Origin of the sequence: Streptomyces sp. NPDC092296, from assembly GCF_044755465.1 — a bacterium.
GTDB lineage: Bacteria > Actinomycetota > Actinomycetes > Streptomycetales > Streptomycetaceae > Peterkaempfera.
In genome coordinates, this window is sequence record NZ_JBIVRB010000015.1 from 74,940 (window position 1) to 98,534 (window position 23,595).

Annotated in this window: 17 protein-coding genes; 15 read left to right on the forward strand and 2 right to left on the reverse strand. The window is 72.7% G+C overall.

Annotated elements, in window-relative coordinates; genetic code table 11:
- Positions 1–202 precede the first annotated feature (202 nt).
- The 4 genes from ACIQGZ_RS24910 (at position 203) to ACIQGZ_RS24925 (ending at position 4,604) form a co-directional block, all read left to right on the forward strand.
- On the forward strand, positions 203–784 hold the full coding sequence (locus ACIQGZ_RS24910) for a TerD family protein (RefSeq protein ID WP_402605614.1): 582 nt from the start codon (positions 203–205) through the stop codon (positions 782–784).
- A 29-nt stretch (positions 785–813) separates the two neighbouring features.
- Entirely contained in the window at positions 814–2,733 is a 1,920-nt protein-coding gene (locus ACIQGZ_RS24915; RefSeq protein WP_402605616.1) for a TerD family protein, read from the forward strand.
- A gap of 249 nt (positions 2,734–2,982) precedes the next feature.
- The gene (locus ACIQGZ_RS24920; RefSeq protein ID WP_402605618.1) at positions 2,983–3,954 is read left to right on the forward strand and encodes a TerC family protein; all 972 of its coding nucleotides are present in this window, start codon (positions 2,983–2,985) and stop codon (positions 3,952–3,954) included.
- 176 nt (positions 3,955–4,130) lie between these two features.
- A complete protein-coding gene (locus tag ACIQGZ_RS24925) occupies positions 4,131–4,604 on the forward strand; it encodes a lamin tail domain-containing protein (RefSeq protein WP_402605620.1) in 474 nt (157 codons plus the stop codon).
- A 101-nt stretch (positions 4,605–4,705) separates the two neighbouring features.
- Here the strand turns inward: ACIQGZ_RS24925 and ACIQGZ_RS24930 are convergent, their stop codons facing one another.
- Positions 4,706–5,353, reverse strand: coding sequence for an MBL fold metallo-hydrolase (locus ACIQGZ_RS24930; RefSeq protein WP_402605623.1), 648 nt, complete (start codon positions 5,351–5,353; stop codon positions 4,706–4,708).
- A 753-nt stretch (positions 5,354–6,106) separates the two neighbouring features.
- On the opposite strand from ACIQGZ_RS24930, the gene uvrA reads away from it, so the two are divergent.
- The 9 genes from uvrA to ACIQGZ_RS24975 all read left to right on the forward strand — a co-directional run bounded on the left by uvrA (position 6,107) and on the right by ACIQGZ_RS24975 (position 18,129).
- A complete protein-coding gene (gene uvrA, locus ACIQGZ_RS24935; protein ID WP_402605626.1) occupies positions 6,107–9,007 on the forward strand; it encodes an excinuclease ABC subunit UvrA in 2,901 nt (966 codons plus the stop codon).
- Positions 9,008–9,111: 104 nt separating this feature from the next.
- Positions 9,112–10,425, forward strand: coding sequence for a hypothetical protein (locus tag ACIQGZ_RS24940; RefSeq protein ID WP_402605629.1), 1,314 nt, complete (start codon positions 9,112–9,114; stop codon positions 10,423–10,425).
- 88 nt (positions 10,426–10,513) lie between these two features.
- Positions 10,514–10,981, forward strand: a complete 468-nt coding sequence (locus ACIQGZ_RS24945; protein ID WP_402605632.1) for a Rieske (2Fe-2S) protein — start codon at positions 10,514–10,516, stop codon at positions 10,979–10,981.
- A 98-nt stretch (positions 10,982–11,079) separates the two neighbouring features.
- Positions 11,080–11,895 carry an SAM-dependent methyltransferase gene (locus tag ACIQGZ_RS24950; protein ID WP_402605635.1) on the forward strand — a complete coding sequence of 272 codons (816 nt, stop codon included), beginning with the start codon at positions 11,080–11,082 and terminating at the stop codon, positions 11,893–11,895.
- A gap of 97 nt (positions 11,896–11,992) precedes the next feature.
- On the forward strand, positions 11,993–14,086 hold the full coding sequence (gene uvrC / locus ACIQGZ_RS24955; protein WP_402605637.1) for an excinuclease ABC subunit UvrC: 2,094 nt from the start codon (positions 11,993–11,995) through the stop codon (positions 14,084–14,086).
- Positions 14,087–14,216: 130 nt separating this feature from the next.
- Complete coding sequence (gene rapZ, locus ACIQGZ_RS24960; RefSeq protein ID WP_402605639.1) at positions 14,217–15,101, forward strand: RNase adapter RapZ; 885 nt, start codon at positions 14,217–14,219, stop codon at positions 15,099–15,101.
- A gap of 77 nt (positions 15,102–15,178) precedes the next feature.
- The gene (gene yvcK / locus ACIQGZ_RS24965; RefSeq protein WP_402605642.1) at positions 15,179–16,237 is read left to right on the forward strand and encodes a uridine diphosphate-N-acetylglucosamine-binding protein YvcK; all 1,059 of its coding nucleotides are present in this window, start codon (positions 15,179–15,181) and stop codon (positions 16,235–16,237) included.
- Positions 16,228–17,208 carry a DNA-binding protein WhiA gene (whiA, locus tag ACIQGZ_RS24970; RefSeq protein WP_402605644.1) on the forward strand — a complete coding sequence of 327 codons (981 nt, stop codon included), beginning with the start codon at positions 16,228–16,230 and terminating at the stop codon, positions 17,206–17,208. The genes yvcK and whiA overlap by 10 nt, the downstream gene beginning before the upstream one ends.
- 243 nt (positions 17,209–17,451) lie before the next feature.
- A complete protein-coding gene (locus ACIQGZ_RS24975) occupies positions 17,452–18,129 on the forward strand; it encodes a YoaK family protein (protein ID WP_402605647.1) in 678 nt (225 codons plus the stop codon).
- 159 nt (positions 18,130–18,288) lie between these two features.
- Here ACIQGZ_RS24975 and ACIQGZ_RS24980 read toward each other — a convergent pair whose 3' ends face one another.
- Positions 18,289–20,787 carry a glycoside hydrolase family 9 protein gene (locus ACIQGZ_RS24980; RefSeq protein ID WP_402605650.1) on the reverse strand — a complete coding sequence of 833 codons (2,499 nt, stop codon included), beginning with the start codon at positions 20,785–20,787 and terminating at the stop codon, positions 18,289–18,291.
- Between the two features lie 423 nt (positions 20,788–21,210).
- Between ACIQGZ_RS24980 and gap the strand changes: the two genes are divergently transcribed.
- Both gap and ACIQGZ_RS24990 read left to right on the forward strand, forming a co-directional pair.
- A complete protein-coding gene (gap, locus tag ACIQGZ_RS24985) occupies positions 21,211–22,215 on the forward strand; it encodes a type I glyceraldehyde-3-phosphate dehydrogenase (RefSeq protein WP_402605651.1) in 1,005 nt (334 codons plus the stop codon).
- A 168-nt stretch (positions 22,216–22,383) separates the two neighbouring features.
- Entirely contained in the window at positions 22,384–23,589 is a 1,206-nt protein-coding gene (locus ACIQGZ_RS24990; RefSeq protein ID WP_402605654.1) for a phosphoglycerate kinase, read from the forward strand.
- Positions 23,590–23,595: the final 6 nt, after the last annotated feature.

Consider the following 23,595-nt stretch of genomic DNA (forward strand, 5'->3'; position numbering starts at 1 on the left):
GGGCAGAATGTCTCAGTGCCGCCACAAAGGGGTAGGGCCTGCGTGGCTGCGGGCACCGATGGCCCTAGGGTATGGGGGAGCGGGGGCGGACCGGCCTCCGAGCGCGCACCCCGCACCACAGACGCGCCACGCGGAAACACCGCGGCACAGGGGGGCCTCAGCCGGGACGGCACTGGGGCGGACCGGGAGAGAGGACAACACCGTGTCGGTGAACCTGGCAAAGGGTCAGAGCGTCAGTCTGCAGAAGTCCAGCGGTGAATCGCTGACCGTCGTGCGGATGGGCCTCGGCTGGAAGGCCGCGCCGCGCCGCGGCCTGTTCGGCACCCGCACCCGAGAGATCGACCTGGATGCCTCGGCACTGCTCTACGCCGACAAGACGCCCTCGGACGTGGTCTTCTTCCAGCACCTGGTGAGCAATGACGGCTCGGTGCGCCACACCGGCGACAACCTGGTCGGCGGCGTGGGCGCGGGTGGTGACGACGAGTCGATCCTGGTGGACCTGCCCCGGGTGCCGGTGCACATCAACCAGATCGTCTTCACCGTCAGCTCCTACACCGGCCAGACCTTCCAGGAAGTGCAGAACGCCCACTGCCGCCTGGTCGACGAGACCAACGGCCAGGAGCTGGCCCGCTACGAGCTGACCGGCGGCGGCGCGCACACCGGCCAGATCATGGCCAAGGTGGTGCGCGACGGCTCCGGCGGCTGGCAGATGGCCGCCATCGGCGCCCCGGCGCAGGCCCGTACCTTCCAGGACATGCTCCCCGCCATCGCTCCGTTCCTGTAACCGGCGGGCCGGGGGGAAGAGAGCGCACCATGACCGCCGAGCTGGTCCGGGGAGAGAACCACCCGCTGCCGCACACCCGGCTGGAGATCCAGGTCTCGGCCGGTCGGCCGCTGGCGGCGGCCGTGCTGCTCGCGGACGCCGGCGGCCGGGTGCCCGGCGCCGATCGGGTCGCCCTCCCCGGGCGACCGCAGCCGGTCGGAGTGGCCGCCCCCGGGCGGCCCGCCACCAGCCAGCGGCTCACGGTCGACCTGGCGGCGCTGCCTGCCGGGGTCGAACGGCTCTACCTGGCCCTGGTGCTGCCCGCAGGTGCCGGCGCCTTCGGCGCCACCGCCGCGCCGCACACCGTGGTGGCCGCGCCGGACGGCACCGAGACGGCCACCTTCACCCTCGCCGGGCTCACCGTGGAGACCGCCGTGGTCGCCCTGGAGTTCTATCGGCGGGCCGGGGCCTGGAAGGTGCGCGCGATCGGCCAGGGCTATGCGGCTGGTGCCGAGGCGCTGCTGCGCGACCATGGCGTCCCGGAGGCCGCCGCCCTGGCGTCCCTGCTCACGGCGGACCCGGCCCCGGCCGGCACCGACCGGGCCGAGCCGAGGACCCCGCGCGCGGCGGAGGCCGGCACCGTACTGCTCACCCCGGTCGCGGCGGCCGTGGCAGCCGCCGAGCCGGACACCGGCGCCGCCGCGCACCGCCCGGTCGACCCGCGCGTCGCCGCCGCCCTGGGCCCACCGGACAGCGGCCCGAGACCCGCCCCGGCGCCCCCGGCGGCTCCCCCGGTCCCTCCGACGCCCCCAGCCCCTCCGGCGCCGCCCGCCGCACCCAGCGGCCCGCCCGCGCCGGTCGCCGGTGACGCGCCCGGCCGGAGCATGGACGAGCGCCTGTACAACCAGGTTTGGGGCGTCTTCGAGGACACCGCCCGCTCGACCGCCGCCTACCGCTCCGCCGTGGAGTACGCCGACAGCCGCCAGGAGTCCGAGCTGGAGGCGCTGCTCACCGACCCCGCCACCCGGGTCGGCCCGGCGGCCGAGCGCGCCCGGCGGCTGGTCCGGGCCCGCCGCGACGACCTGGAGCAGCGCGCCCGCGAGGTGCTGGAGCGCGACGGCGGTCAGCTGCTGGCCGAGGCCCTGGTGGTGGAGGAGGCGCTGCCCGCCGCCATGGCCCGCTGGGAGAGCCCGGCCTGGGCCGACTGGCAGCCCCCCGAGGAGCCGCCGTACGCGGTGCGGCTGGGCGATCTCCACCTGCCCGAGCACCCCGCGCTGCGCATCCCCATGCTGGTCCGGCTGCCGCTGGCCCGCGGCCTCTGGGTGGACAGCGGCGCCTCGCCGGACTACGGCACGCCCGACGCCGACCGGCCCACCGACCGCGAGGAGCTGCGAGCGGCCGCCGCCGCCGTGGCCGCCGCCCTCGCCGCCCGGCTGCTCGCCTGCCACCGGCCCGGCGATCTGCTGCTGCACGCCGTGGACCCCGGGGGGACGGCCGGCGGCGCCCTGGCGCCCTTCGTCCGCGCCGGGCTGCTGGCCGGTCCGCCTGCCTCCGACCTGGCGGCGGTGACGGCGCTGCTGGACGCGCTGGTGGGGCGGGTCGACCTGGTGCAGATGGCACTGAGCGGCGGGGCCGCCGACGCGCTGCCGCCGTATGTGGACCCGGCCGACCGGCTGCTGCTGGTGCACGACTTCCCGTACGGCTTCGACGAGCGGACGGTGGGTCGGCTGCGCTACCTCGCCGAGGAGGGCCCGGCCGTCGGCGTCCATCTGCTGCTGGTCGCCGACCGTGCCGACGCACGGGAGTACCGGCCGGCGCTGGCGTCCTTCTGGCGCGGCCTGACCCGGCTGGCCCCACTGCCGCAGGACTACCTGGCGGACCCGTGGGTCGAGCACCTGTGGACGTACTCCCCGCTGCTGCCCGCACCCGGCGATCGCGTGCTGCCCGACCTGCTGCACCGGCTCGGCTGAAGCGCCCGCCCGCGCCATTACCGGGACGTTTTCATCGGACACTCCACCGGGATGTCCTTTGCCATTCCTTGGCAACCCGGTAGTGTGGGTCCCATCGGAGGGGAGTATTCCCCCGCAGCGTCCTCGTCATCACGGCGGTGTCCGGCAGCAGCCGGTCCCGCCCGGGGTCGCCGGTCCGCCCGATGGTTACGGCGGACGGAAGAGACCTCCGGCAGTCGCGAACGTGCGCCGAATCTGCCGGAGGTATTCATGGACGTCTCCCTGGCCATGTGGGCCACCACCATTGTGGCGCTCTGCGCCCTGATCGCCGTCGACTTCTTCATCGGCGGCCGCAAGCCCCACCAGGTCTCCATCCGCGAAGCCGGGATCTGGACGGCCGTCTGGGTCGTGTTGGCGATCGGCTTCGGCGCCTTCCTGTGGTGGCGCTTCGGGGCGCAGCCGACCGGTGAGTTCTTCGCCGGTTACATCACTGAGAAATCGCTGAGCGTGGACAATCTCTTCGTCTTCATCCTGGTGATGGCGAAGTTCGCGGTGCCGCCCATTCACCAGCAGCGGGTGCTGATGGTCGGGGTGCTCATCGCGCTGGTGCTGCGCGCGGGATTCATCGCGGCGGGCGCCGCCGTGCTGGCCAGCTTCTCCTGGGTGTTCTTCATCTTCGGCGCGTTTCTGATCTGGACGGCCTGGAAGCTGGTCAAGGACGCCAGGTCCGGTCACCGGGAGGACGCCGAGTTCGAAGGGAACCGGCTGCTCAGGGCGGTGCAGCGGCGCTTCCCCACCACCGACCGGTACCACGGCAGCAAGCTGCTGGTCCGGGAGGACGGCCGCCGCCTGATGACGCCGATGCTGATCGTGATGGTGGCGATCGGCACCACCGACCTCCTGTTCGCGCTGGACTCGATTCCGGCCATCTTCGGCCTCACCCAGGACCCGTACATCGTCTTCACCGCCAACGCCTTCGCGCTGATGGGTCTGCGGCAGCTGTACTTCCTGATCGGCGGGCTGCTGAAGAAGCTGGTGCACCTCTCCTACGGCCTGTCGATCATCCTGGGCTTCATCGGGGTCAAGCTGGTGCTGCACGCGCTGCACGAGTCGGGGGTCCCGGCGCCGGAGATCGGCATCCCGCTCTCGCTGGGCGTCATCTGCGGTGTGCTGGTCGTCACCACGGTGACCAGCCTGATCGCCTCCCGCAGGCAGGCCGCGTCCGGGCGCGTCGAGCGCTGACCCGGCCCGCCGCCCCGGGTCGATCCCCGGTACGGCGCTCGAATGCCCGCTCCCCCCGGGGTCCCTCCTTCGAGGGAAGGGACCCTGGAGCCGCCGCCCCGGGGCGGCGGCTCCTCATACGGTCGTCGCATCGGCGCAGCCGCACCCGGGCCGCGCATCGAAACCAGGGGACATACATGTACGCACGTCGTATCGCCTCCACGCTCATCGCCGCCACCGCCGTCGTCGCCGCGCTCGGCGCCGGCACCGCCCAGGCGGCCGGTCCCGGCCACCACCCCGGGGTCGGGCACTCCGGCCCCGTCCACGCCGCCCCCATCCACCACCGCGCGGTCGTCGAGCTGGGCCAGGTCCACCGCGACGGCAACCCGAGCCGCGAGTGGATCACCCTCACCAACACCGGCAGCCGCACCGTGGAGCTGCGCGGCTGGACGCTGTCGGACCGCGACCGGCACTCCTTCCGGCTCGGCGGCGTGCGGCTGCGCGGACACCAGTCCGTGCGGGTGCACACCGGCCACGGCCGTGACACCGGCCGCGACGTGTACGGCAACCAGCGCCGCTCCATCTGGGACCGCGCGGACACCGCGACCCTCCGGGACGGCCGTGGCCACGCCATCGACCAGGAGAGCTGGGGTGGCCGGCTGCACCGCTGACCGGCCCGCCCCGCCGAGGGGCGAGCGGTGACCCGGGGTCCGGCCGCAGCAGATGCGGCCGGACCCCGCACGTGCACTCCGCTGCCCTCGCCAGGCTGCCCTCACCAGCCCCGGGCGCGCCACTCGGGCAGGTGGGGGCGCTCGGTGCCCAGCGTGGTGTCATTGCCGTGGCCGGGGTAGATCCAGGTCTCGTCGGGGAGCGGGAAGACCTTGGCCTCCAGCCCGTCCAGCAGAGAGGTGAAGTCCGCCGGGCCCGAGGTCCGTCCCGGGCCGCCGGGGAAGAGGCAGTCGCCGGTGAAGACATGCGGGTGGCCCTGCGGGTCGTCGTAGACCAGCACGATCGCGCCCGGGGTGTGGCCGACCAGGTGGCGGACCGTCAGCTCCACCTCGCCGACCCGCAGGGTGTCCCCGTCGTCCAGCGGCAGGTCGGTGCGGACCGGGATGCCCTCGGCGTCATGGCGCCCGGCGGCGGTGCGGGCACCGGTGGTGGCGACCACCTCCGCCAGGGCCGACCAGTGGTCGCCGTGGCGGTGGGTGGTGACCACGGTGGCCAGCCGCTCCCCGACCGTCTCCAGCAGCGTCGGCGCGTCGGCCGCCGCGTCGATCAGCAGCTGCTCGTCGGTGGCGCGGCAGCGCAGCAGGTAGGCGTTGTTGTCCATCGGCCCGACGGCCACCTTGGTGATCATCAGATGGGCGAGCTCCCGCACGTCCGGTGGTCCGCCGACCTTCACCGCTCCGTGGTAGGACATGTCCGGGCTCCTCTTCTCGTACGCCGTGGCCTCTCGCCCATGATCGTGCACCGGCGGCCCGCCGTCAGGCCATCGGCGGCAGCTGCGGCAGTGCGGCGCGCGGATCGATGAGCTGGACGCCGTCGCGGTGCGTCCGGAGGCCGTCGCCGTCGGACCGGCCGGAGAGCCGGGCGGACGGCCGCCGGGGCCGGGGGCGGGGGGTGGGTCGGCGCTTCGGACACCGCGGCGGGACCTCCTGTGGTGGGCCGCGTTTCCGCGCGCCGGTTCCGCTCGTTGGTCCGGCAGAGGGACGCGGCACTGTGACGCTACCCACGATCTCCCTGCTCAGCAGTGGCTTTCCGGTGGGGGCCGGTCGGCGGGGCGCAGTCGATCTTCACTCGTTCGGGTGCTCCTGGCTGGACAGACTCGATATTCGAACGCATGAGCTATACGCTGGTTTTCCCAACCCGGAAGAAACGCCCGAGCCGGCTGGTTACGATCCCTGTGGGCCTGACGCCGCCGCCCCTCAGCCGGGCCGTGGGTCATCGGCCTGCTGTCGCCCCCTGTGCGGGGCCCGATCAGCTCTGTCCGGCTCGGCCCGGTTCCACCGGCGCGGGAGCCCATCGGCATCGAATCCGACCCCACAGCCAGCCCGTACAGCCAGACCCCCACAGCTCAGACCCCAGCAGTTCAGATCGTCACAGTTCAGATCGTCACCGTCAGATGTCACCGTCAGATGGTCACAGCCCCCTCCCCGGAGAAAGGCGCACAAGCGTGGCAGACCGCCTCATCGTCCGCGGTGCTCGCGAGCACAACCTGAAGAACGTCTCGCTCGACCTGCCCCGCGACTCGCTCATCGTCTTCACCGGGCTGTCCGGCTCCGGCAAGTCGTCGCTGGCCTTCGACACCATCTTCGCCGAGGGCCAGCGCCGCTATGTGGAGTCGCTCTCCTCGTACGCCCGGCAGTTCCTCGGGCAGATGGACAAGCCGGACGTCGACTTCATCGAGGGCCTCTCCCCGGCGGTCTCCATCGACCAGAAGTCGACCTCCCGCAACCCGCGCTCCACCGTCGGCACCATCACCGAGGTCTACGACTACCTGCGGCTGCTCTTCGCCCGCATCGGCAAGCCGCACTGCCCGCACTGCGGCCGCCCGATCGCCCGGCAGACCCCGCAGGCGATCGTGGACCGGGTGCTGGAGCTGGCCGAGGGCACCCGCTTCCAGGTGCTCAGCCCGCTGGTCCGCGCCCGCAAGGGCGAGTTCGTGGACCTCTTCGCGGACCTCCAGGCCAAGGGCTACGCCCGCGCCCGGGTGGACGGCGCCACCGTGCAGCTCACCGAGCCGCCGACGCTGAAGAAGCAGGAGAAGCACACCATCGAGGTGGTCATCGACCGCCTCACGGTGAAGGAGTCGGCCAAGCGCCGCCTCACCGACTCGGTGGAGACCGCGCTGGGGCTCTCCGGCGGCATGGTGGTGCTCGACTTCGTGGACCTCCCGGAGGACGACCCGCAGCGTGAGCGGATGTTCTCCGAGCACCTCTACTGCCCGTACGACGACGTCTCCTTCGAGGAGATGGAGCCGCGCTCCTTCTCCTTCAACTCACCGTTCGGCGCCTGCCCGGAGTGCACTGGCATCGGCACCCGGATGGAGGTCGACCCGGAGCTGGTCGTCCCCGACGAGGAGAAGTCGCTCGACGACGGCGCCATCCACCCCTGGTCGCTCGGCCACACCAAGGAGTACTTCCAGCGGCTGATCGGCGCGCTGGCGGCCGAGCTGGGCTTCCGCACCGACATCCCGTTCGCCGGGCTGCCGGCCAGGGCGCGCAAGGCGCTGCTGTACGGCCACAAGACCCAGATCGAGGTGCGCTACCGCAACCGCTACGGCCGGGAGCGGACGTACACCACCGGCTTCGAGGGCGCGGTGCCCTATGTGCAGCGGCGCCACTCCGAGGCGGAGAGCGACACCAGCCGGGAGCGCTTCGAGGGCTATATGCGCGAGGTGCCCTGCCCCGGCTGCGAGGGCACCCGGCTCAAGCCGGTCGTGCTGGCCGTCACCATCCAGGACCGGTCCATCGCGGACATCGCCGCGATGTCGATCAGCGACTGCGCCGAGTTCCTGCTCGGGCTGACCCTGAACGCCCGCGAGAAGACCATCGCGGAGCGGGTGCTCAAGGAGGTCAACGAGCGGCTGCGGTTCCTGGTCGACGTCGGCCTGGACTACCTCTCGCTCAACCGCGCGGCGGGCACCCTCTCCGGCGGCGAGGCGCAGCGCATCCGGCTGGCCACCCAGATCGGCTCCGGCCTGGTCGGCGTGCTCTATGTGCTGGACGAGCCGTCGATCGGCCTGCACCAGCGCGACAACCACCGCCTGATCGAGACCCTGGTGCGACTGCGGGACCTCGGCAACACCCTGATCGTGGTGGAGCACGACGAGGACACCATCCGCACCTCCGACTGGGTGGTGGACATCGGCCCCGGCGCGGGCGAGCACGGCGGCAAGGTGGTGCACACGGGGCCGCTGGCCGAGCTGCTGGCCAACGACGAGTCGCTGACCGGGCAGTATCTCTCCGGCAAGCGGGCCATCCCCACCCCCGACGAGCGGCGACCGCGCGACCGCAAGCGGCAGCTGGTGGTGCACGGCGCCCGGGAGCACAACCTCAAGGACGTCACCGTCGGCTTTCCGCTGGGCACCCTGACCGCCGTCACCGGCGTCTCCGGGTCCGGCAAGTCGACGCTGGTCAACGACATCCTCTACACCCACCTGGCCCGGGAGCTCAACGGCGCCCGCAGCGTGCCCGGCCGGCACACCCGGATCACCGGCACCGACCTGGTGGACAAGGTGGTCCATGTCGACCAGTCCCCGATCGGCCGCACCCCGCGCTCCAACCCGGCGACGTACACCGGCGTCTTCGACCATGTCCGCCGGCTGTTCGCGGAGACCACCGAGGCCAAGGTCCGCGGCTACCTGCCCGGCCGGTTCTCGTTCAACGTCAAGGGCGGCCGCTGCGAGAACTGCTCCGGCGACGGCACCATCAAGATCGAGATGAACTTCCTGCCGGACGTCTACGTCCCCTGCGAGGTCTGCCACGGCGCCCGCTACAACCGGGAGACGCTGGACGTCCACTACAAGGGCAAGTCCATCGCGGAGGTGCTGGACATGCCGATCGAGGAGGCGCTGGGCTTCTTCGAAGCCGTCCCGGCCATCGCCCGCCATCTGCGTACGCTCAACGAGGTGGGCCTCGGCTACGTCCGGCTCGGCCAGTCCGCGCCGACGCTCTCCGGCGGCGAGGCGCAGCGCGTCAAGCTCTCCTCCGAGCTCCAGAAGCGTTCCACCGGCCGCACGGTGTACGTGCTGGACGAGCCCACCACCGGCCTGCACTTCGAGGACATCAGCAAGCTGATCAAGGTGCTGTCCGGCCTGGTCGACAAGGGCAACACCGTCATCGTCATCGAGCACAACCTCGACGTGATCAAGACCGCCGACTGGGTCGTGGACATGGGCCCCGAGGGCGGCAACGGCGGTGGCGGCGTGGTGGCGGAGGGCACCCCGGAGGAGATCGCGGCGGTGGGCGAGAGCCACACCGGCAAGTTCCTGCGCGACATCCTCGGTGATCGGGTGAGCGACGCCACACCCGCCCCCGCCCCCAAGCGCAAGCGCGCCAAGCGCTCCGCGTAACGCGCTCCGCCGCCGGGTGCCCGCAGCCGCCGACCGTGTGGTTCCGGGCACCCGGCGGAGCGCCGGGCGCCGGGCGGCGGGGGCGCGGCGCCCACCATGGCGCCATGTCCGCACCGAGCGCCGCAGCCGCCGAGGCCCCCGAACCGCTGGAGCAGCTCGGGCCGCCCGGCCCACCCGGCCCGGCACCGGCGGAGCCCGGCGGCCGCCCGGACGGCGGGGCCCGGCGGTGGGCCGCGCTGCCGCTGCTGGCCGCCCTGGTCTGCGCCGCCCTCCAGCTCGTCGCCCACCCCGGCTGGACGCTCGCCAACGACTCCTACCGCTACGCCCGGCACAGCCTGGAGATCCTCGGCACACCACCGGCCGAGGCCCGGCGGCAGGCGGTCCAGGCGTACTGCGCCACGGACGCGGCGCGGCGCGAGCGGCTGCGCGGCCTCAACCCGGTCGGCGGCCGGTCCGCCGGCCGCCGCGCCGCCGACCTGCGCAGCTGCCTGCGCGCCAACGCGGCCGGGCTCGCCCCGACGGACCCCCGCTATGAGCGGATCTTCGACACCCGGCCCGGCTATCCGCTGCTGATCGCCCCCGGGATCGCGCTGTTCGGCGTCGCCCGGGGCATGTGGCTGACCGGGATCGCCCTCGCCGCCGGCACCTCGCTGCTGGTGGTGGCGCTGCTCCGGCAGGCGGGCTGCTCCGCCCCGGCGGCGCTGGCCGGGCAGCTGCTCTTCCTCTGCTGCCGACTGGGCTGGTGGAGCATCCAGCCGCTGGCCGAGGGCGCGGTCACGGCGGGTGTCCTGGCGGCGCTGCTGGGCGCCTGGTGGCTGCTGCACGGCAGGGGCGCGGCCGGTGCGGCGCTGCTGCTGGCCGCGCTCGGCGGCACCGCCCTGGTCAAGTACTCGGCCGCCCTGCCGCTGGCCTGCGCGCTGGCCGTCGCGGCGGTGGGGTGCCTGCCACTCGTCCGGGCGGGACGGACCGGGGCGCTGCTGCTGGCGGGGCTGGCCACCGGTGCGGCGGTGCTGGTCGCCGGCTGTGTGCTGCTCCTGCGGCTGCCGGACGCCACCGAGACGCTGCAAGACACCTTCACCCGCAGCTTCCACCGCGCCCCGGTCGCGGACCCCTGGCGGCGGCTGCTCGGGCTGGACCTGCGCTACTGGGCGCAGTGGCTCCGCGACCAGGCCGCGCAGCCGGTGCTGCCGGTGCTGCTGGCGGCCGGGGGGTGGGGGCTGCTGCGGCGGTGCCGGGTGCTCGGGGTACTGGCGGGGGCGGCCGCGCTGGTGGGGGTGGCGACGGCGGCGGCGCATCCGGTGGCGGACCAGCACGACCGGCTGTGGGCGCTGCTCTGGGTGCCGGTGGTGCTGGGGGTGCCGGTGGCGCTGGATGCGGTGCGGGAGGGGTTTGCCCCGGGTTGTGGGGGTCGGCGGTAGAGTGCGATCGACCCTGCGGCGGCCGGTCCGGCCGCCGCCCGCACCAGGTCGGCCGGCGGCGGCCGGCGGCACCGACGGAGCACCGACCATGCAGCACCCCCGCAGCGCGCAGCCCGAGCCGACCGACGCCTGCGGCGGCTGCCCGACCGGCGGACCGTCGCGGCGCACCGTGCTGCGCGGCGCCGCCGCGGCGGGCGTGGCCGGTGCCGCCACGCTGGGCCTGGCCGCCTGCGGCCCCGGCGGCGGGTCGGCCAAGGGCCCCAGCGGCCCGGTCGAGCTGCCTGCCGCCGAGGTACCGGTCGGCGGCGGGGTGGTGCACCGCGACGACAAGATCGTGGTCACCCAGCCGGCCAAGGGCAGCTTCAAGGCGTTCAGCGCGGTCTGCACGCACGCCGGCTGCGTGGTCGACACGGTGGCCGACGGCCTGATCCAGTGCCCCTGCCACGGCAGCCGCTTCCGGATCGCGGACGGCTCGGTGGCCGACGGCCCGGCGCCCGGCGCACTGCCCGCCCTCCCGGTCCGGGTGCGGGGCGGCACGCTGGTGGTGGGCGGCTGACGGCGGCGGCCGACCCGGCGATCCCGGCCACGCCCCGCAGGGCGGCCCGTTAGGCTGGCCCGCGGCAAAAACGAGCGGGAGCCAAGGGGGAGGCCGTCATGGACGGGAACGTGGATGATCCGTCGGTGTGGAAGCGGATGGGTGTCGACCCGACGAAGCCCAGCATCGCGCGGGTGTACGACGCGATCCTCGGCGGCAAGGACAACTTCGCGGTGGACCGCGCCGTCGCCGCCAAGCGGCTGGAGCTGATCCCCGACGGCGGCCAGGGCGCCCGGCTGTCCCGGGCCTTCCTGGCCCGTGGCGTGCGCCACCTCGCCGAGTGCGGCGTCACCCAGTTCCTGGACATCGGCTCCGGCCTGCCCACCGCGCAGAACACCCATCAGGTGGCGCAGTCGCTGCTCCCCGAGGCACGGGTGGTGTACGTCGACTACGACCCGATCGTGCTGACCCACGCCCGCGCGCTGCTGGCCGACAACCCGTACACCAAGGTGGTCGGGGGCGATGTCCGCGAGCCGGAGAAGCTGCTCGAGGTGCCGGAGGTCGAGGGGTTCCTGGACTGGCGGCAGCCGATCGGGCTGCTGATGGTCGGGCTGGTCCACCACCTGAACGACAGCGAGGACCCGGCCGGGCTGGTGCGTACGTATCTGGACCGGCTGCCGGCCGGGAGCTTCCTGCTGCTCAGCCACTTCTGCAACGCCACCCCGGAGGCCCGGGAGCTGGAGAAGGCGATCCAGCAGACCCTGGGCACCGGCCGGATGCGCGGCCGCGAGGAGATCGAGGGGTTCTTCGACGGGCTGGAGCTCCAGGACCCCGGCGTGGTGCCCGTGGTGCGCTGGCACCCCGAGGAGCCGGTGCCCGAACCGCCGACCGCGAGCACCCTGCTGGTCTTCGGCGGGCTGGGCCGCAAGGGCTGACCGGGTCCGGGCCACCGGCGCTCGCTGCTCTGTCAGTGCGGGGCGCTAGTGTCGTGAGTGTCCCGGGAGATCCGTTTCGCAGGGGAGCAGAGCACTGATGGCCGACCCGTCGACGTACCGACCCGCGCCGGGGCAGATCCCGGACTCGCCGGGCGTCTACAAGTTCCGTGACGCCCACGGGCGGGTGATCTACGTCGGCAAGGCCAAGAGCCTGCGGTCCCGGCTGTCGTCCTACTTCCAGGACCTGGCCGGTCTGCATCCGCGTACCGCGACCATGGTGACCACCGCCGCCGCCGTCGAGTGGACGGTGGTCGGCACCGAGGTCGAGGCGCTCCAGCTGGAGTACACCTGGATCAAGGAGTTCGACCCCCGGTTCAACGTCAAGTACCGCGACGACAAGAGCTACCCCTCGCTCGCCGTGACGATGAACGAGGAGTTCCCCCGGGTCCAGGTGATGCGCGGTCCGCACCGCAAGGGCGTGCGCTACTTCGGTCCGTACGGCCATGCCTGGGCCATCCGGGAGACGGTCGACCTGCTGCTGCGGGTCTTCCCGGTGCGGACGTGCTCGGCCGGGGTGTTCAAGCGCGCCGGCCAGGTCGGGCGCCCCTGCCTGCTGGGCTACATCGGCAAGTGCTCCGCTCCCTGCGTCGGCCGGGTCTCCGGCGAGGAGCACCGGGCGCTCGCGGAGGACTTCTGCGACTTCATGGCCGGCCGCACCGGTACCTATGTGCGCCGGCTGGAGGAGCAGATGAAGGAGGCCGCCGCCGCGCTGGAGTACGAGCGCGCCGCCCGGCTGCGGGACGACATCGGCGCGCTGAAGCGGGCGATGGAGAAGCAGGCCGTGGTGCTCGCCGACGGCACCGACGCCGACCTGCTCGCCATAGCGCAGGACGAGCTGGAGGCCGCCGTCCAGATCTTCCATGTGCGCGGCGGCCGGGTGCGCGGTCAGCGCGGCTGGGTCACCGACAAGGTCGAGGACGTGGACACCCCCGCCCTGGTCGAGCACGCCCTCCAGCAGCTGTACGGCGGCGGCGAGGACCCGGTGCCCAAGGAGGTGCTGGTCCCCGCGCTGCCCGACCCGGTCGAGCCGGTCGCGGACTGGCTCTGCACCCTGCGCGGCGGCCGCGTCGACCTGCGCATCCCGCAGCGCGGCGACAAGAAGGACCTGATGGCCACGGTGCAGCGCAACGCGCAGCAGACGCTGGCCCTGCACAAGACCAAGCGCGCCGCCGACCTCACCACCCGCAGCGTCGCCCTCCAGGAGATCGCGGACGCCCTCGCCCTGGATTCGGTGCCGCTGCGCATCGAGTGCTTCGACATCTCGCACCTCCAGGGCGAGGACGTCGTCGCCTCCATGGTGGTCTTCGAGGACGGGCTGGCCCGCAAGAGCGAGTACCGGCGCTTCGCGATCAAGAGCTTCCAGGGGCAGGACGACGTACGGTCCATGCACGAGGTGGTGACCCGCCGGTTCCGGCGCTACCTCCAGGAGCGGCAGGCCACCGGCGAGTGGGCGGTCCCCGAGTCCGGCGAGGTGCCCCCACCCGGCGAGGTGCCCGCACCCGGTGAGCAGGCCCTGCCCGGTGAGGAGGCTCTGCCCGGTGAGGAGGCTCTGACCGGCGAGGCTCCCGCGCCCGGTGAGGAGGCCGTCTCCGGCCCGATCGACCCCGAGACCGGCCGCCCGCGTCGCTTCGCCTACCCCCCGCAGCTGGTGGTGGTCGACGGCGGCCAGCCGCAGGTCGCCGCCGCCCGGCGGGCGCTGGACGAGCTGGGCATCGAGGACGTGGCGCTCTGCGGCCTCGCCAAGCGACTGGAGGAGGTGTGGCTGCCCGGCGAGGACGACCCGGTGGTGCTGCCCCGCTCCAGCGAGGGCCTGTACCTGCTTCAGCGGGTCCGCGACGAGGCCCACCGGTTCGCCATCTCCTACCAGCGCGGCAAACGCTCCAAGCGGCTCACCACCGGCGGCCTGGACACCGTCCCCGGGTTGGGCGAGAGCCGCCGCCAGGCGCTGCTCAAGCACTTCGGTTCGCTGAAGCGGCTCCGGTCCGCCACCGTGGAGGAGATCTGCGCGGTGCCGGGCGTCGGGCAGCGCACCGCGGAAGCCGTTGTCGCGGCATTGGCCTCCCGTACACCGGCCGCTCCTGCGGTGAACACCTCCACAGGAGAGATCATGGATGACCGGGAGACGCAATGACGGCCGCCGCACCCCATTCGACCGGGAGCCACCCTGTACGGCCCGGATTCACTCTCCCGGGTGACAAAGGGAAGCCCTGGGCCGTCCGGCGCGTTCTTCGTAGCAGAACCACCGAAAGCGGGGAAGAACAGTGACTGTGTCCGGTACGGGAGACAATGTTCCCGAGCTGGTGATCATCTCGGGCATGTCCGGCGCGGGCCGCAGCACGGCGGCGAAGTGCCTGGAGGACCTGGGCTGGTTCGTCGTCGACAACCTGCCGCCGTCCTTGATACCGACCATGGTCGACCTCGGCGCCCGCTCCCAGGGCGCGGTGGCGCGGATAGGCGTGGTGGTCGACGTCCGCGGCCGCCGCTTCTTCGACGACCTGCTCACCTCGCTGGAGGAGCTGGAGCGGCGCGGAGTGCGGCTGCGGGTGGTCTTCCTGGAGGCGTCCGACGACGCGCTGGTCCGCCGCTTCGAGAGCGTCCGCCGCCCGCACCCCTTGCAGGGCGACGGCCGGATCGTCGACGGGATAGGGCGTGAGCGCGACCTGCTGCGCGAGCTGCGCGGCGAGGCCGACCTGGTGATCGACACCTCCAGCCTCAACGTCCACGAGCTGCGGGCCAAGCTGGACGCCCAGTTCTCCGCCGAGGGCGAGCCCGAGCTGCGCGCCACCGTGATGTCCTTCGGCTTCAAGTACGGCCTGCCGGTCGACGCCGACCTGGTGGTCGACTGCCGCTTCCTGCCCAACCCGCACTGGGTGCCGGAGCTGCGCCCCCGCACCGGCACCGATGACGAGGTCGCCCGCTACGTCTTCGACCAGCCCGGTGCCAAGGAGTTCCTGGACCGCTACGCGGAGCTGCTCCGCATCGTCACCACCGGCTTCCGGCGCGAGGGCAAGCGCTATATGACGCTTGCCGTAGGCTGCACCGGGGGGAAGCACCGGAGCGTCGCCATGTCGGAGCGGCTGGCCAAGCGCCTGATCGCGGACGGCGTCGAGACGGTCCTGGTGCACCGCGACATGGGACGGGAGTGACCGCCGGTCCGCCCGCCCCGGAGCCGACCGGCCCGGGGCGGGCGGACCAGCGGTCGGCAGAGGAACGTGGGGCACGTGTGACGGGACACTCTCCGGGGCGGCAGCTCCACCGCAGGTCTGCTGACCGGGCCCAGGGGGGTGCCCACCGGGCGGCCGCCCCCAAGATCGTGGCGCTCGGGGGCGGGCAGGGACTCTCCGCCTCGCTGTCGGCACTGCGCCGGCTCACCGGCGACCTGACGGCCGTGGTCACCGTGGCCGACGACGGCGGCTCCAGCGGCCGGCTGCGCAAGGAGCTGGGGGTGCTGCCCCCCGGCGACCTGCGCAAGGCGCTGGCGGCGCTCTGCGGCGACGACGAGTGGGGGCGTACCTGGTCCGAGGTGATCCAGCACCGCTTCACCAGCGACGGCGAGCTGCACGGCCACGCCGTGGGCAATCTGCTGATCGTGGCGCTGTGGGAGAAGCTCGGCGACCACGTCGCCGCCCTGGAGTGGGTCGGCCGGCTGCTCGGCGCCCACGGCCGGGTGCTGCCGATGTCGGTGGTGCCGCTGGACATCGAGGCCACCGTACGGGGGCATGACCCGGCCCGACCGGCGGAGGTCGACACCGTACGCGGGCAGGCGCATGTCGCGGTCACCCCCGGCACCGTGCAGTCCATCCGGCTGCTGCCGGAGGACCCGCCGGCCGCGCCGGAAGCGGTCGCGGCGGTGCTGGACGCCGACTGGGTGGTGCTCGGCCCCGGCTCCTGGTTCACCAGCGTGCTGCCGCATCTGATGGTTCCGGAGCTGGCCGAGGCGCTGTTCGCCACCAAGGCGCGGCGGCTGCTCACCCTGAATCTGGCCCCCCAGCCCGGCGAGACCGAGGGCTTCACCCCGCAGCGCCACCTGGAGGTGCTCGCCCACCACGCCCCCCAGCTGGAGGTGGACGCCATCCTGGTGGACGAGGGCGCGGTGACCGGCGGCGCCTTCGGCGACGCCGACCTGCCCGGCCTGGAGAAGGCCGCCGGGCGGATGGGCGGCGAACTGGTGCTCGACCGGGTGGCGGCGGCGGACGGCACGCCGCGACACGACCCAGAGCTCTTGGCCGCCGCGTACGACCGGATTTTCCGGACACATGGAAGGATCGGCGCATGGCGATGACTCCAGCTGTGAAGGACGAGATCAGCCGGCTTCCTGTTACCCGGACCTGCTGCCGCAAGGCGGAGGTCTCCGCGGTCCTGCGATTCGCGGGCGGTCTGCACATCGTGAGCGGACGCATCGTGATCGAGGCGGAGCTGGACACCACCTTCGCGGCACGGCGGCTGCGCAAGGACCTGCTGGAGATTTTCGGCCACTCCTCCGAGCTGGTGGTGATGGCCCCCAGCGGCCTGCGGCGCAGCAGCCGGTACGTGGTACGGGTGATCAAGGACGGTGAGCTGCTGGCCCGGCAGACCGGACTGGTGGACGGCCGAGGCCGACCCATCCGGGGGCTGCCGCCAGCGGTCGTCTCCGGCGCGACCTGCGACGCCGAGGCGGCCTGGCGGGGCGCCTTCCTGGCCCATGGCTCGCTCACCGAGCCCGGTAGGTCGTCCTCGCTGGAGATCACCTGCCCGGGTTCGGAGGCCGCGCTCGCGTTGGTCGGCGCCGCCCGTCGGCTGGGCATCGGGGCCAAGGCGCGCGAGGTGCGCGGGGTGGACCGGGTGGTGGTCCGGGACGGTGACGCCATCGGCGCACTGCTGACCAGGCTCGGGGCCCATGAGTCGGTGCTCGCCTGGGAGGAGCGCCGGATGCGCCGCGAGGTGCGGGCCACCGCCAACCGGCTGGCCAACTTCGACGACGCCAACCTGCGCCGCTCGGCCCGCGCCGCGGTGGCGGCGGGCGCCCGGGTGCAGCGGGCGCTGGAGATCCTGGGCGAGGAGGTGCCCGAGCACCTGGCGGCGGCGGGGCGGCTCCGGATGGAGCACAAGCAGGCGTCGCTGGAGGAGCTGGGCTCGCTCGCGGACCCGCCGCTCACCAAGGACGCCGTGGCGGGGCGCATCCGCCGACTGCTGGCGATGGCCGACAAGCGGGCCGCCGAATTGGGGCTGCCCAGCACCGAGGCCAACCTCACCGAGGAGATGGTCGCGGGCTGACCGCGATCGCTGCTGAACGGCGGTGCCCCGGTCCGGTCGGGCCGGGGCACCGGTGTGTCCGGGGGCGCCGGGTCGGCGCCGAGTCGGGTCGGGGCTGAGTTCGGACTGGTGCCGGGACTGGAGTCGGGGCTGGTGTCGGGCGCTGGGCCGTGGGCGTTCGGGGTGCGCGTCGGGGGCGGGCTGGGGGAGCGGGCGTGCGATGGTGGCTCGGCACGAATCGGATAGAACGGGCAGGAGGCGCCGGTGCCGGAGCGTAGCGGCGGCCCGCTGCTGGTGGCGCTGGTGGTGCTGACGACGGTCAGCGGGTTCCTCGACGCGGTCAGCTACCTCGGCCTCGGCCGGGTCTTCACCGCCAATATGACCGGCAATGTGCTCTTTCTCGGCTTCTCGGCGGCGGGTGCCACCGGCTTCTCGGTCGCCCGCTCGCTGCTGGCGCTGGCCGGTTTCGCGGTCGGCACGCTGGCGGGTGGGCGGCTGGCGGTGGCGGTGGCGCGGACCAGGCGGTGGTGGGTCTGCGCGGCGCTCAGCACCGAGGCCCTGCTGATCGCGGCGGCGGCGGTGGTGGCGGGTACGGCGGCCGGGATGGGCGGGCGGTACGCGGCGATCGGCGTGCTGGCGATGGCCATGGGGGTTCGCAATGCCACCGTGCGGAGGCTGGCGGTGCCGGACATGAAGACCACCGTGCTGACCATGACCCTCACCGGTCTGATCGCTGAGTCCTCGCTGGCCGGGGGCGCCAATCCCCGGCTGGGGCGGCGGGTCGGCTCGGTGGTGGCGATGGCGGCGGGTGCGGCGGCGGGTGGGTGGCTGGTGCTGCGGCACGGGGTGGTGCCGGCGTTGGCGATCGCTGCGGGGTGCGTGTTGGGGGTCGGGCTGGTGTATGTGCTGGTCAGCGGCTTGGTGCGGGAGGGGGGTCGCTGAGGGGGCGGCGGGGGTCTGGGGTTGTGTGGGTGCGGCCTGTTGGGGTGGGGGTGGGTTCTCGCGCGGTTCCTCGCGCCCCTGGGGTGGTGCGGAGGTGGGGGCGTGGGTGGGCCCGGCCTGCGGTGGGGTTGCAGGCCGGGCCCGGGTGGTGATGCGGCGTCAGCTGCAGGTGGCGCCGTTGAGGGTGACGCCGGACGGGGTGCCGGCGGTGGCGCCGGAGCCCTGGAAGCCGAAGCCTGCCGAGGCGCCGGGAGCGAGAGTGCCGTTGTAGCCCGCGTCCTTGGCGGTGACGGTGCTTCCACTCTGGGTCACAGTCGCGTTCCAGGCGTTGGTGATCTTCTCCGACCCCTTGAAGGTGAAGCGCAGCGTCCACCCGTTGATGGCGGTGGTACCGGTGTTCTTCACCGTCACATCGGCGGTGAAGCCGTCAGCCCAGGAACTGCCCACCGTGTAGGTCACCGCGCAGGCCCCCGACGCGGGCGGCGGCGTGGTCGGCGGCGTGGTCGGCGGAGTGGTGGGCGGCGTCGTGGGAGGTGTGGTCGGCGGGGTGGTGGGCGGAGTGGTGGGGGGCGTCGTCGGCGGGGTCGTCGGCGGCGTGGTGGGCGGGGAGGTGGGCGGCGTGGTCGGTGCGCTGCCGTCCGGGGTCGAACCCCACTGCGGGGCCGAGCCCTCCAGCAGGACGATGTTGGCGGCGTCGACCGGAGTCGCCCCCGGCGTGGTGGCGACGCCCTGGTACGACCAGTCGTTGGTCGGGTCCCAGGCCCCCGAGGAGGCGATCCGGAACTGGACCTCCTTGCGGTACGCGGACTGGCCCGCCGGCGCGATGGTGGTGTTCGAGCAGTCCACCGTCACGTAGTAGACGCTGTCCTTGAACTGGGTCGGCCCGGTGACCTTGCCGCACTGGTTGTAGTTGGTGGTCAGCGTGAGCTGGCTCGGGCTGACCCCCGGCTCCAGCGTGAAGTAGTAGCGCAGCGAGGCGTGGGTGAGCGCGCGGGCCGGCCAGGCCGACTTGTTGATCAGGTACGCCTTGATCTCGGTGAAGTTGGCACCGGTGGCGTTCACCGAGGCCTGCACCGACATCTCCGGCCCGTCCGGCGTCTCCTTGGGCGGGAAGGCGGCCAGCGGGCTGCCGCCGTACTCGCTGTACAGCCGGGCCAGCGCCCCGGTGAAGCCCGCGTTGTAGTCGTCCGCGACCTCGTTGTTGGTGTAGTTGCTGCGGTCGTCGGTGTAGTTGTCGTCGGCCGAGCTGGGGCCGCCGACCAGGGCGCCGTAGAGCGTGTGGCGGCTGTTCACCGGGTTGGTGAGCTGGTCGGTCCAGGAGCCGTGGGCGGTGCGGTGGTGCGGGTTCTTCGGCGCGTTGTTGCCGTACCCGATCAGATAGCTGGACTTGCGCGGGTTGTCGCCCAGCGCGTAGTCGATCTGCCGCACCGCGAAGTCGTGGTAGCGCGCCTTGCGGGTGGCGTCACCGGTCAGCCAGTCCGAGTAGACCAGCGCGGCGAAGGAGGTGTTGGCGGCGTACCGCAGCGATCCCCAGGAGTCGAGCACCGCCTCGCCGCCGGGGGAGTAGTTGACCTTGCTGCCGTTGACCCCCACCGTCCACCAGTCGAGCCAGCGGTTGGCGTCGTCGATGTACTGCTGCTTGCCGGTGAGCTGGGCCAGCAGCACATAGCAGCCGTACGACTTGTCGTCCCAGGCCAGCGTCCACTTGTAGGAGCGGGTGGTGGTCTGCGGCTCGGTGGAGAGGTTGCTGTAGTACGACTCGGCCTTGGCCAGGTAGGAGGCGTCGCCGGTGGCCTTGTACAGCCAGATCGCGCCCCAGACCAGCTCGTCGTTGTAGCCGCTCCAGGAGTCGTAGAAGCCCTGGGCCGCCTTGATGCAGTCGCTGTACTTGCCCCGGTAGTTGTCCGCGAAGGAGTACAGCTGCTTGGCGTGGGTGAGCAGCGTGTTCGCGTAGGCCGGGTCGCTGTCGGCGAAGACCATCGAGGAGGAGGCCATCGCGGCGGCCGTCTCGCCCGCCAGGTCGGAGCCTGGGCAGGACGCGTCGATCTTGTACGCCGGGCGCGCCATCGACATCACCTCGGCCGGACCCCACCAGGCGTGGTCCGTGTTGCCGTTGCCAACCTGCCCGTACAGCACATTGGCGGACGGGTGCGCCTTGATGAAGTAGTCGTTGACGAACCGCAGGCTGTTCTTCAGGTACTGCATCTGGCCGGAGGCGGTGTACGCCTGCTTCTCCGCGATGCCGCCCCAGGCCAGCATGGTGGCGGAGGCGGCCATCGGCAGGCCGAACTTCACATGGTCGCCGGCGTCGTACCAGCCGCCGGTCAGGTCCAGGCCGACGTCCTTGCCGTCGTCGAGCGCGGAGTCGCCGCGCCAGGAGACGCGGTTGGTGGCGGGGAGCTTGCCGGACTGCTGAGCCTCGTAGAAGAAGAGCGACTTCTGTAGCGCCTCGCCGTAGTTGTAGCTGGTCGCGGCGGCGGAGGCGGGCGTGCTCAGATGCATCGGCAGCAGGGCGCCGGCGGCGAGTGCGCCGGCCAGCGCGAGGCCGGCGGCGCGGCGGGGGCGCGTGCGCCGGGGGGCGGCTGCGGTGGTTCGGCCGGCTGTGGTGGTTCGGCCGGATGCGGTGAAGCGGGGTAGCAGGTTGCGGAGGCGCGGCATGGGTGTCCTTCCCGTACGGCGCGCGGAGTCCGGCGGGCGGCGCCGGGGCGGGTGGAGGTGCACGGGTGGGCAGCGGATGCCACTGTCCGGGGCCGCGAGCGGTCAGGTGGGAGCGCTCCCAAAGGCTGCGGCGTCGTTGATGATGGCGGCGCTGCCAGGACATGTCAATGCATTCGGCGGGTCCGGAAACGGCCGCGAGGACCCGGAGTACGGCACCGTATGTAATCGAACTATCATCGGATGATGAGCACGCCGACCCCCGGTCCGGCGCCCAGCCAGGCCCCGCACTCCCGCCACACGGGCCCACCGGGCCGCCCTCGTGTGCTCTCCGACACCCGGGCGAGGTAGGGTCGTACTCGGTCGGGGACATCCCAATCCACCCCGTCGGCTTAGCGTCCGGCGTACCTCAGAGGAGATCGGTTCGTGACGATCCGGGTAGGCATCAACGGGTTCGGCCGCATCGGCCGCAACTTCTTCCGTGCGGCACTGGCCCAGGGCGCGGACATCGAGATCGTCGGTGTCAACGACCTGACCGATAACGCGACCCTGGCGCACCTGCTCAAGTACGACACCATTCTGGGCCGCCTCAACGCCGAGGTCACCCACTCCGGCGACAGCATCACCGTCGGTGGCAAGACCTTCAAGGCCATCGCCGAGCGCGACCCGGCCGCCCTTCCGTGGGGCGAGCTCGGCGCGGACATCGTCATCGAGTCCACCGGTATCTTCACCAAGGCGGAGGCTGCGAAGAAGCACGTTGCCGCCGGTGCGAAGAAGGTCATCATCTCGGCGCCCGCCACCGACGAGGACATCACCATCGTCATGGGCGTCAACGAGGACAAGTACGACGCCTCGAAGCACACCGTCATCTCCAACGCCTCGTGCACCACCAACTGCGTGGCGCCGATGGCCAAGGTGCTGCTGGAGAACTTCGGCATCGTCAAGGGCCTGATGACCACGGTCCACGCGTACACCAACGACCAGGTCATCCTGGACTTCCCGCACAAGGACCTGCGCCGCGCCCGTGCCGCCGCGCAGAACATCATCCCGACCACCACCGGTGCCGCCAAGGCCACCGCGCTGGTGATCCCCGAGCTCAAGGGCAAGCTGGACGGCATCGCCATGCGCGTCCCGGTCCCCACCGGCTCGGTCACCGACCTGGTGGTCACCCTGGAGCGCGAGGTCACCAAGGACGAGGTCAACGCGGCCTTCCAGAAGGCCGCCGAGGGTGCGCTCAAGGGCCTGCTGGCCTACAGCGTCGACCCGATCGTGTCCTCGGACATCGTCGGTGAGCCCGTCTCCTGCACCTTCGACTCGCCGCTCACCATGGCCCAGGGCAACCAGGTCAAGATCGTCGGCTGGTACGACAACGAGTGGGGCTACTCCAACCGCCTCGTCGACCTCGCCGCCTACATCGGCGAGCGGCTCTGACGCTCACGGGCTGACGTGATGTGAGGGACAGGGCCCGGACGGCGCACACCGCGCCCGTCCGGGCCCTGTCCCCTGTCCTGCCCGCCTGGTGCGGGCACACCCTCAGCGCCTCCCGGCGGCCCGCCGCAGCGCCGCCGACCTGCTCCATCACTGTGAGGAGACCCCACCGTGAAGACCATCGACGACCTGGACGTCGCCGGCCAGCGGGTGTTCGTCCGCGCCGACCTCAACGTCCCGCTCTCCGGTGAGAAGATCACCGATGACGGGCGGATCCGCGCCGTCGCGCCGACCCTCGCCAAGCTGCTCCAGTCCGGCGCCAAGGTGATCGTCGCCTCCCACCTGGGCCGCCCCAAGGGCGCCCCGGACCCGAAGTTCTCGCTCGCCCCGGTCGCCCGCCGCCTCGGTGAGCTGCTCGGCCGCGAGGTCGCCTTCGCCACCGACACGGTGGGCGACAGCGCCCGCGCCGCTGTCGCCGCGCTGGAGGACGGCCGGCTGGTGGTGCTGGAGAACCTGCGCTTCAACCCGGGCGAGACCAGCAAGGACGACGCCGAGCGCGGCGCCTTCGCCGACGCCCTGGCCGCGCTGGCCGACCTGTACGTCGGTGACGGCTTCGGCGCGGTGCACCGCAAGCACGCCTCGGTGTACGACCTGCCGGCCCGGCTGCCGCACGCGGCCGGCCAGCTGATCGCCACCGAGGTCGGCGTGCTGAAGCGGCTGACCGAGGACGTCGCCCGCCCGTACGCGGTCGTGCTCGGCGGCTCCAAGGTCTCCGACAAGCTCGGCGTGATCGAGAACCTGCTGGGCAAGGCCGACCGCATCCTGATCGGCGGCGGCATGGTCTTCACCTTCCTCAAGGCCAAGGGCTACGAGGTGGGCAGCAGCCTGCTCCAGGAGGACCAGATCCCGGTGGTCCAGGACTACCTGGAGCGGGCCGAGAAGGCCGGTGTGGAGTTCGTGCTCCCGGTCGACGTCGCGGTCTCCGCCTCCTTCCCGGACGTGAAGACCGGCGCCCCGGTCGAGGACTTCGAGGTCGTGCCCGCCGACGCGATGCCGGCCGGCAAGCTGGGGCTGGACATCGGCCCGGAGAGCGGCCGGCTGTTCGCCGCCAAGCTCGCGGACGCCGCCACCGTCTTCTGGAACGGGCCGATGGGCGTCTTCGAGCACCCGGCCTTCGCCGAGGGCACCAAGGCGGTCGCCCAGGGCCTGCTCGACAGCCCCGCGTTCACCGTGGTCGGCGGTGGCGACTCCGCCGCCGCCGTCCGCACCCTGGGCTTCGACGAGACGAAGTTCGGGCACATCTCGACGGGCGGCGGCGCCAGCCTCGAATACCTCGAGGGCAAGACGCTCCCCGGCCTGGCCGCACTGGAGGACTGAACGACA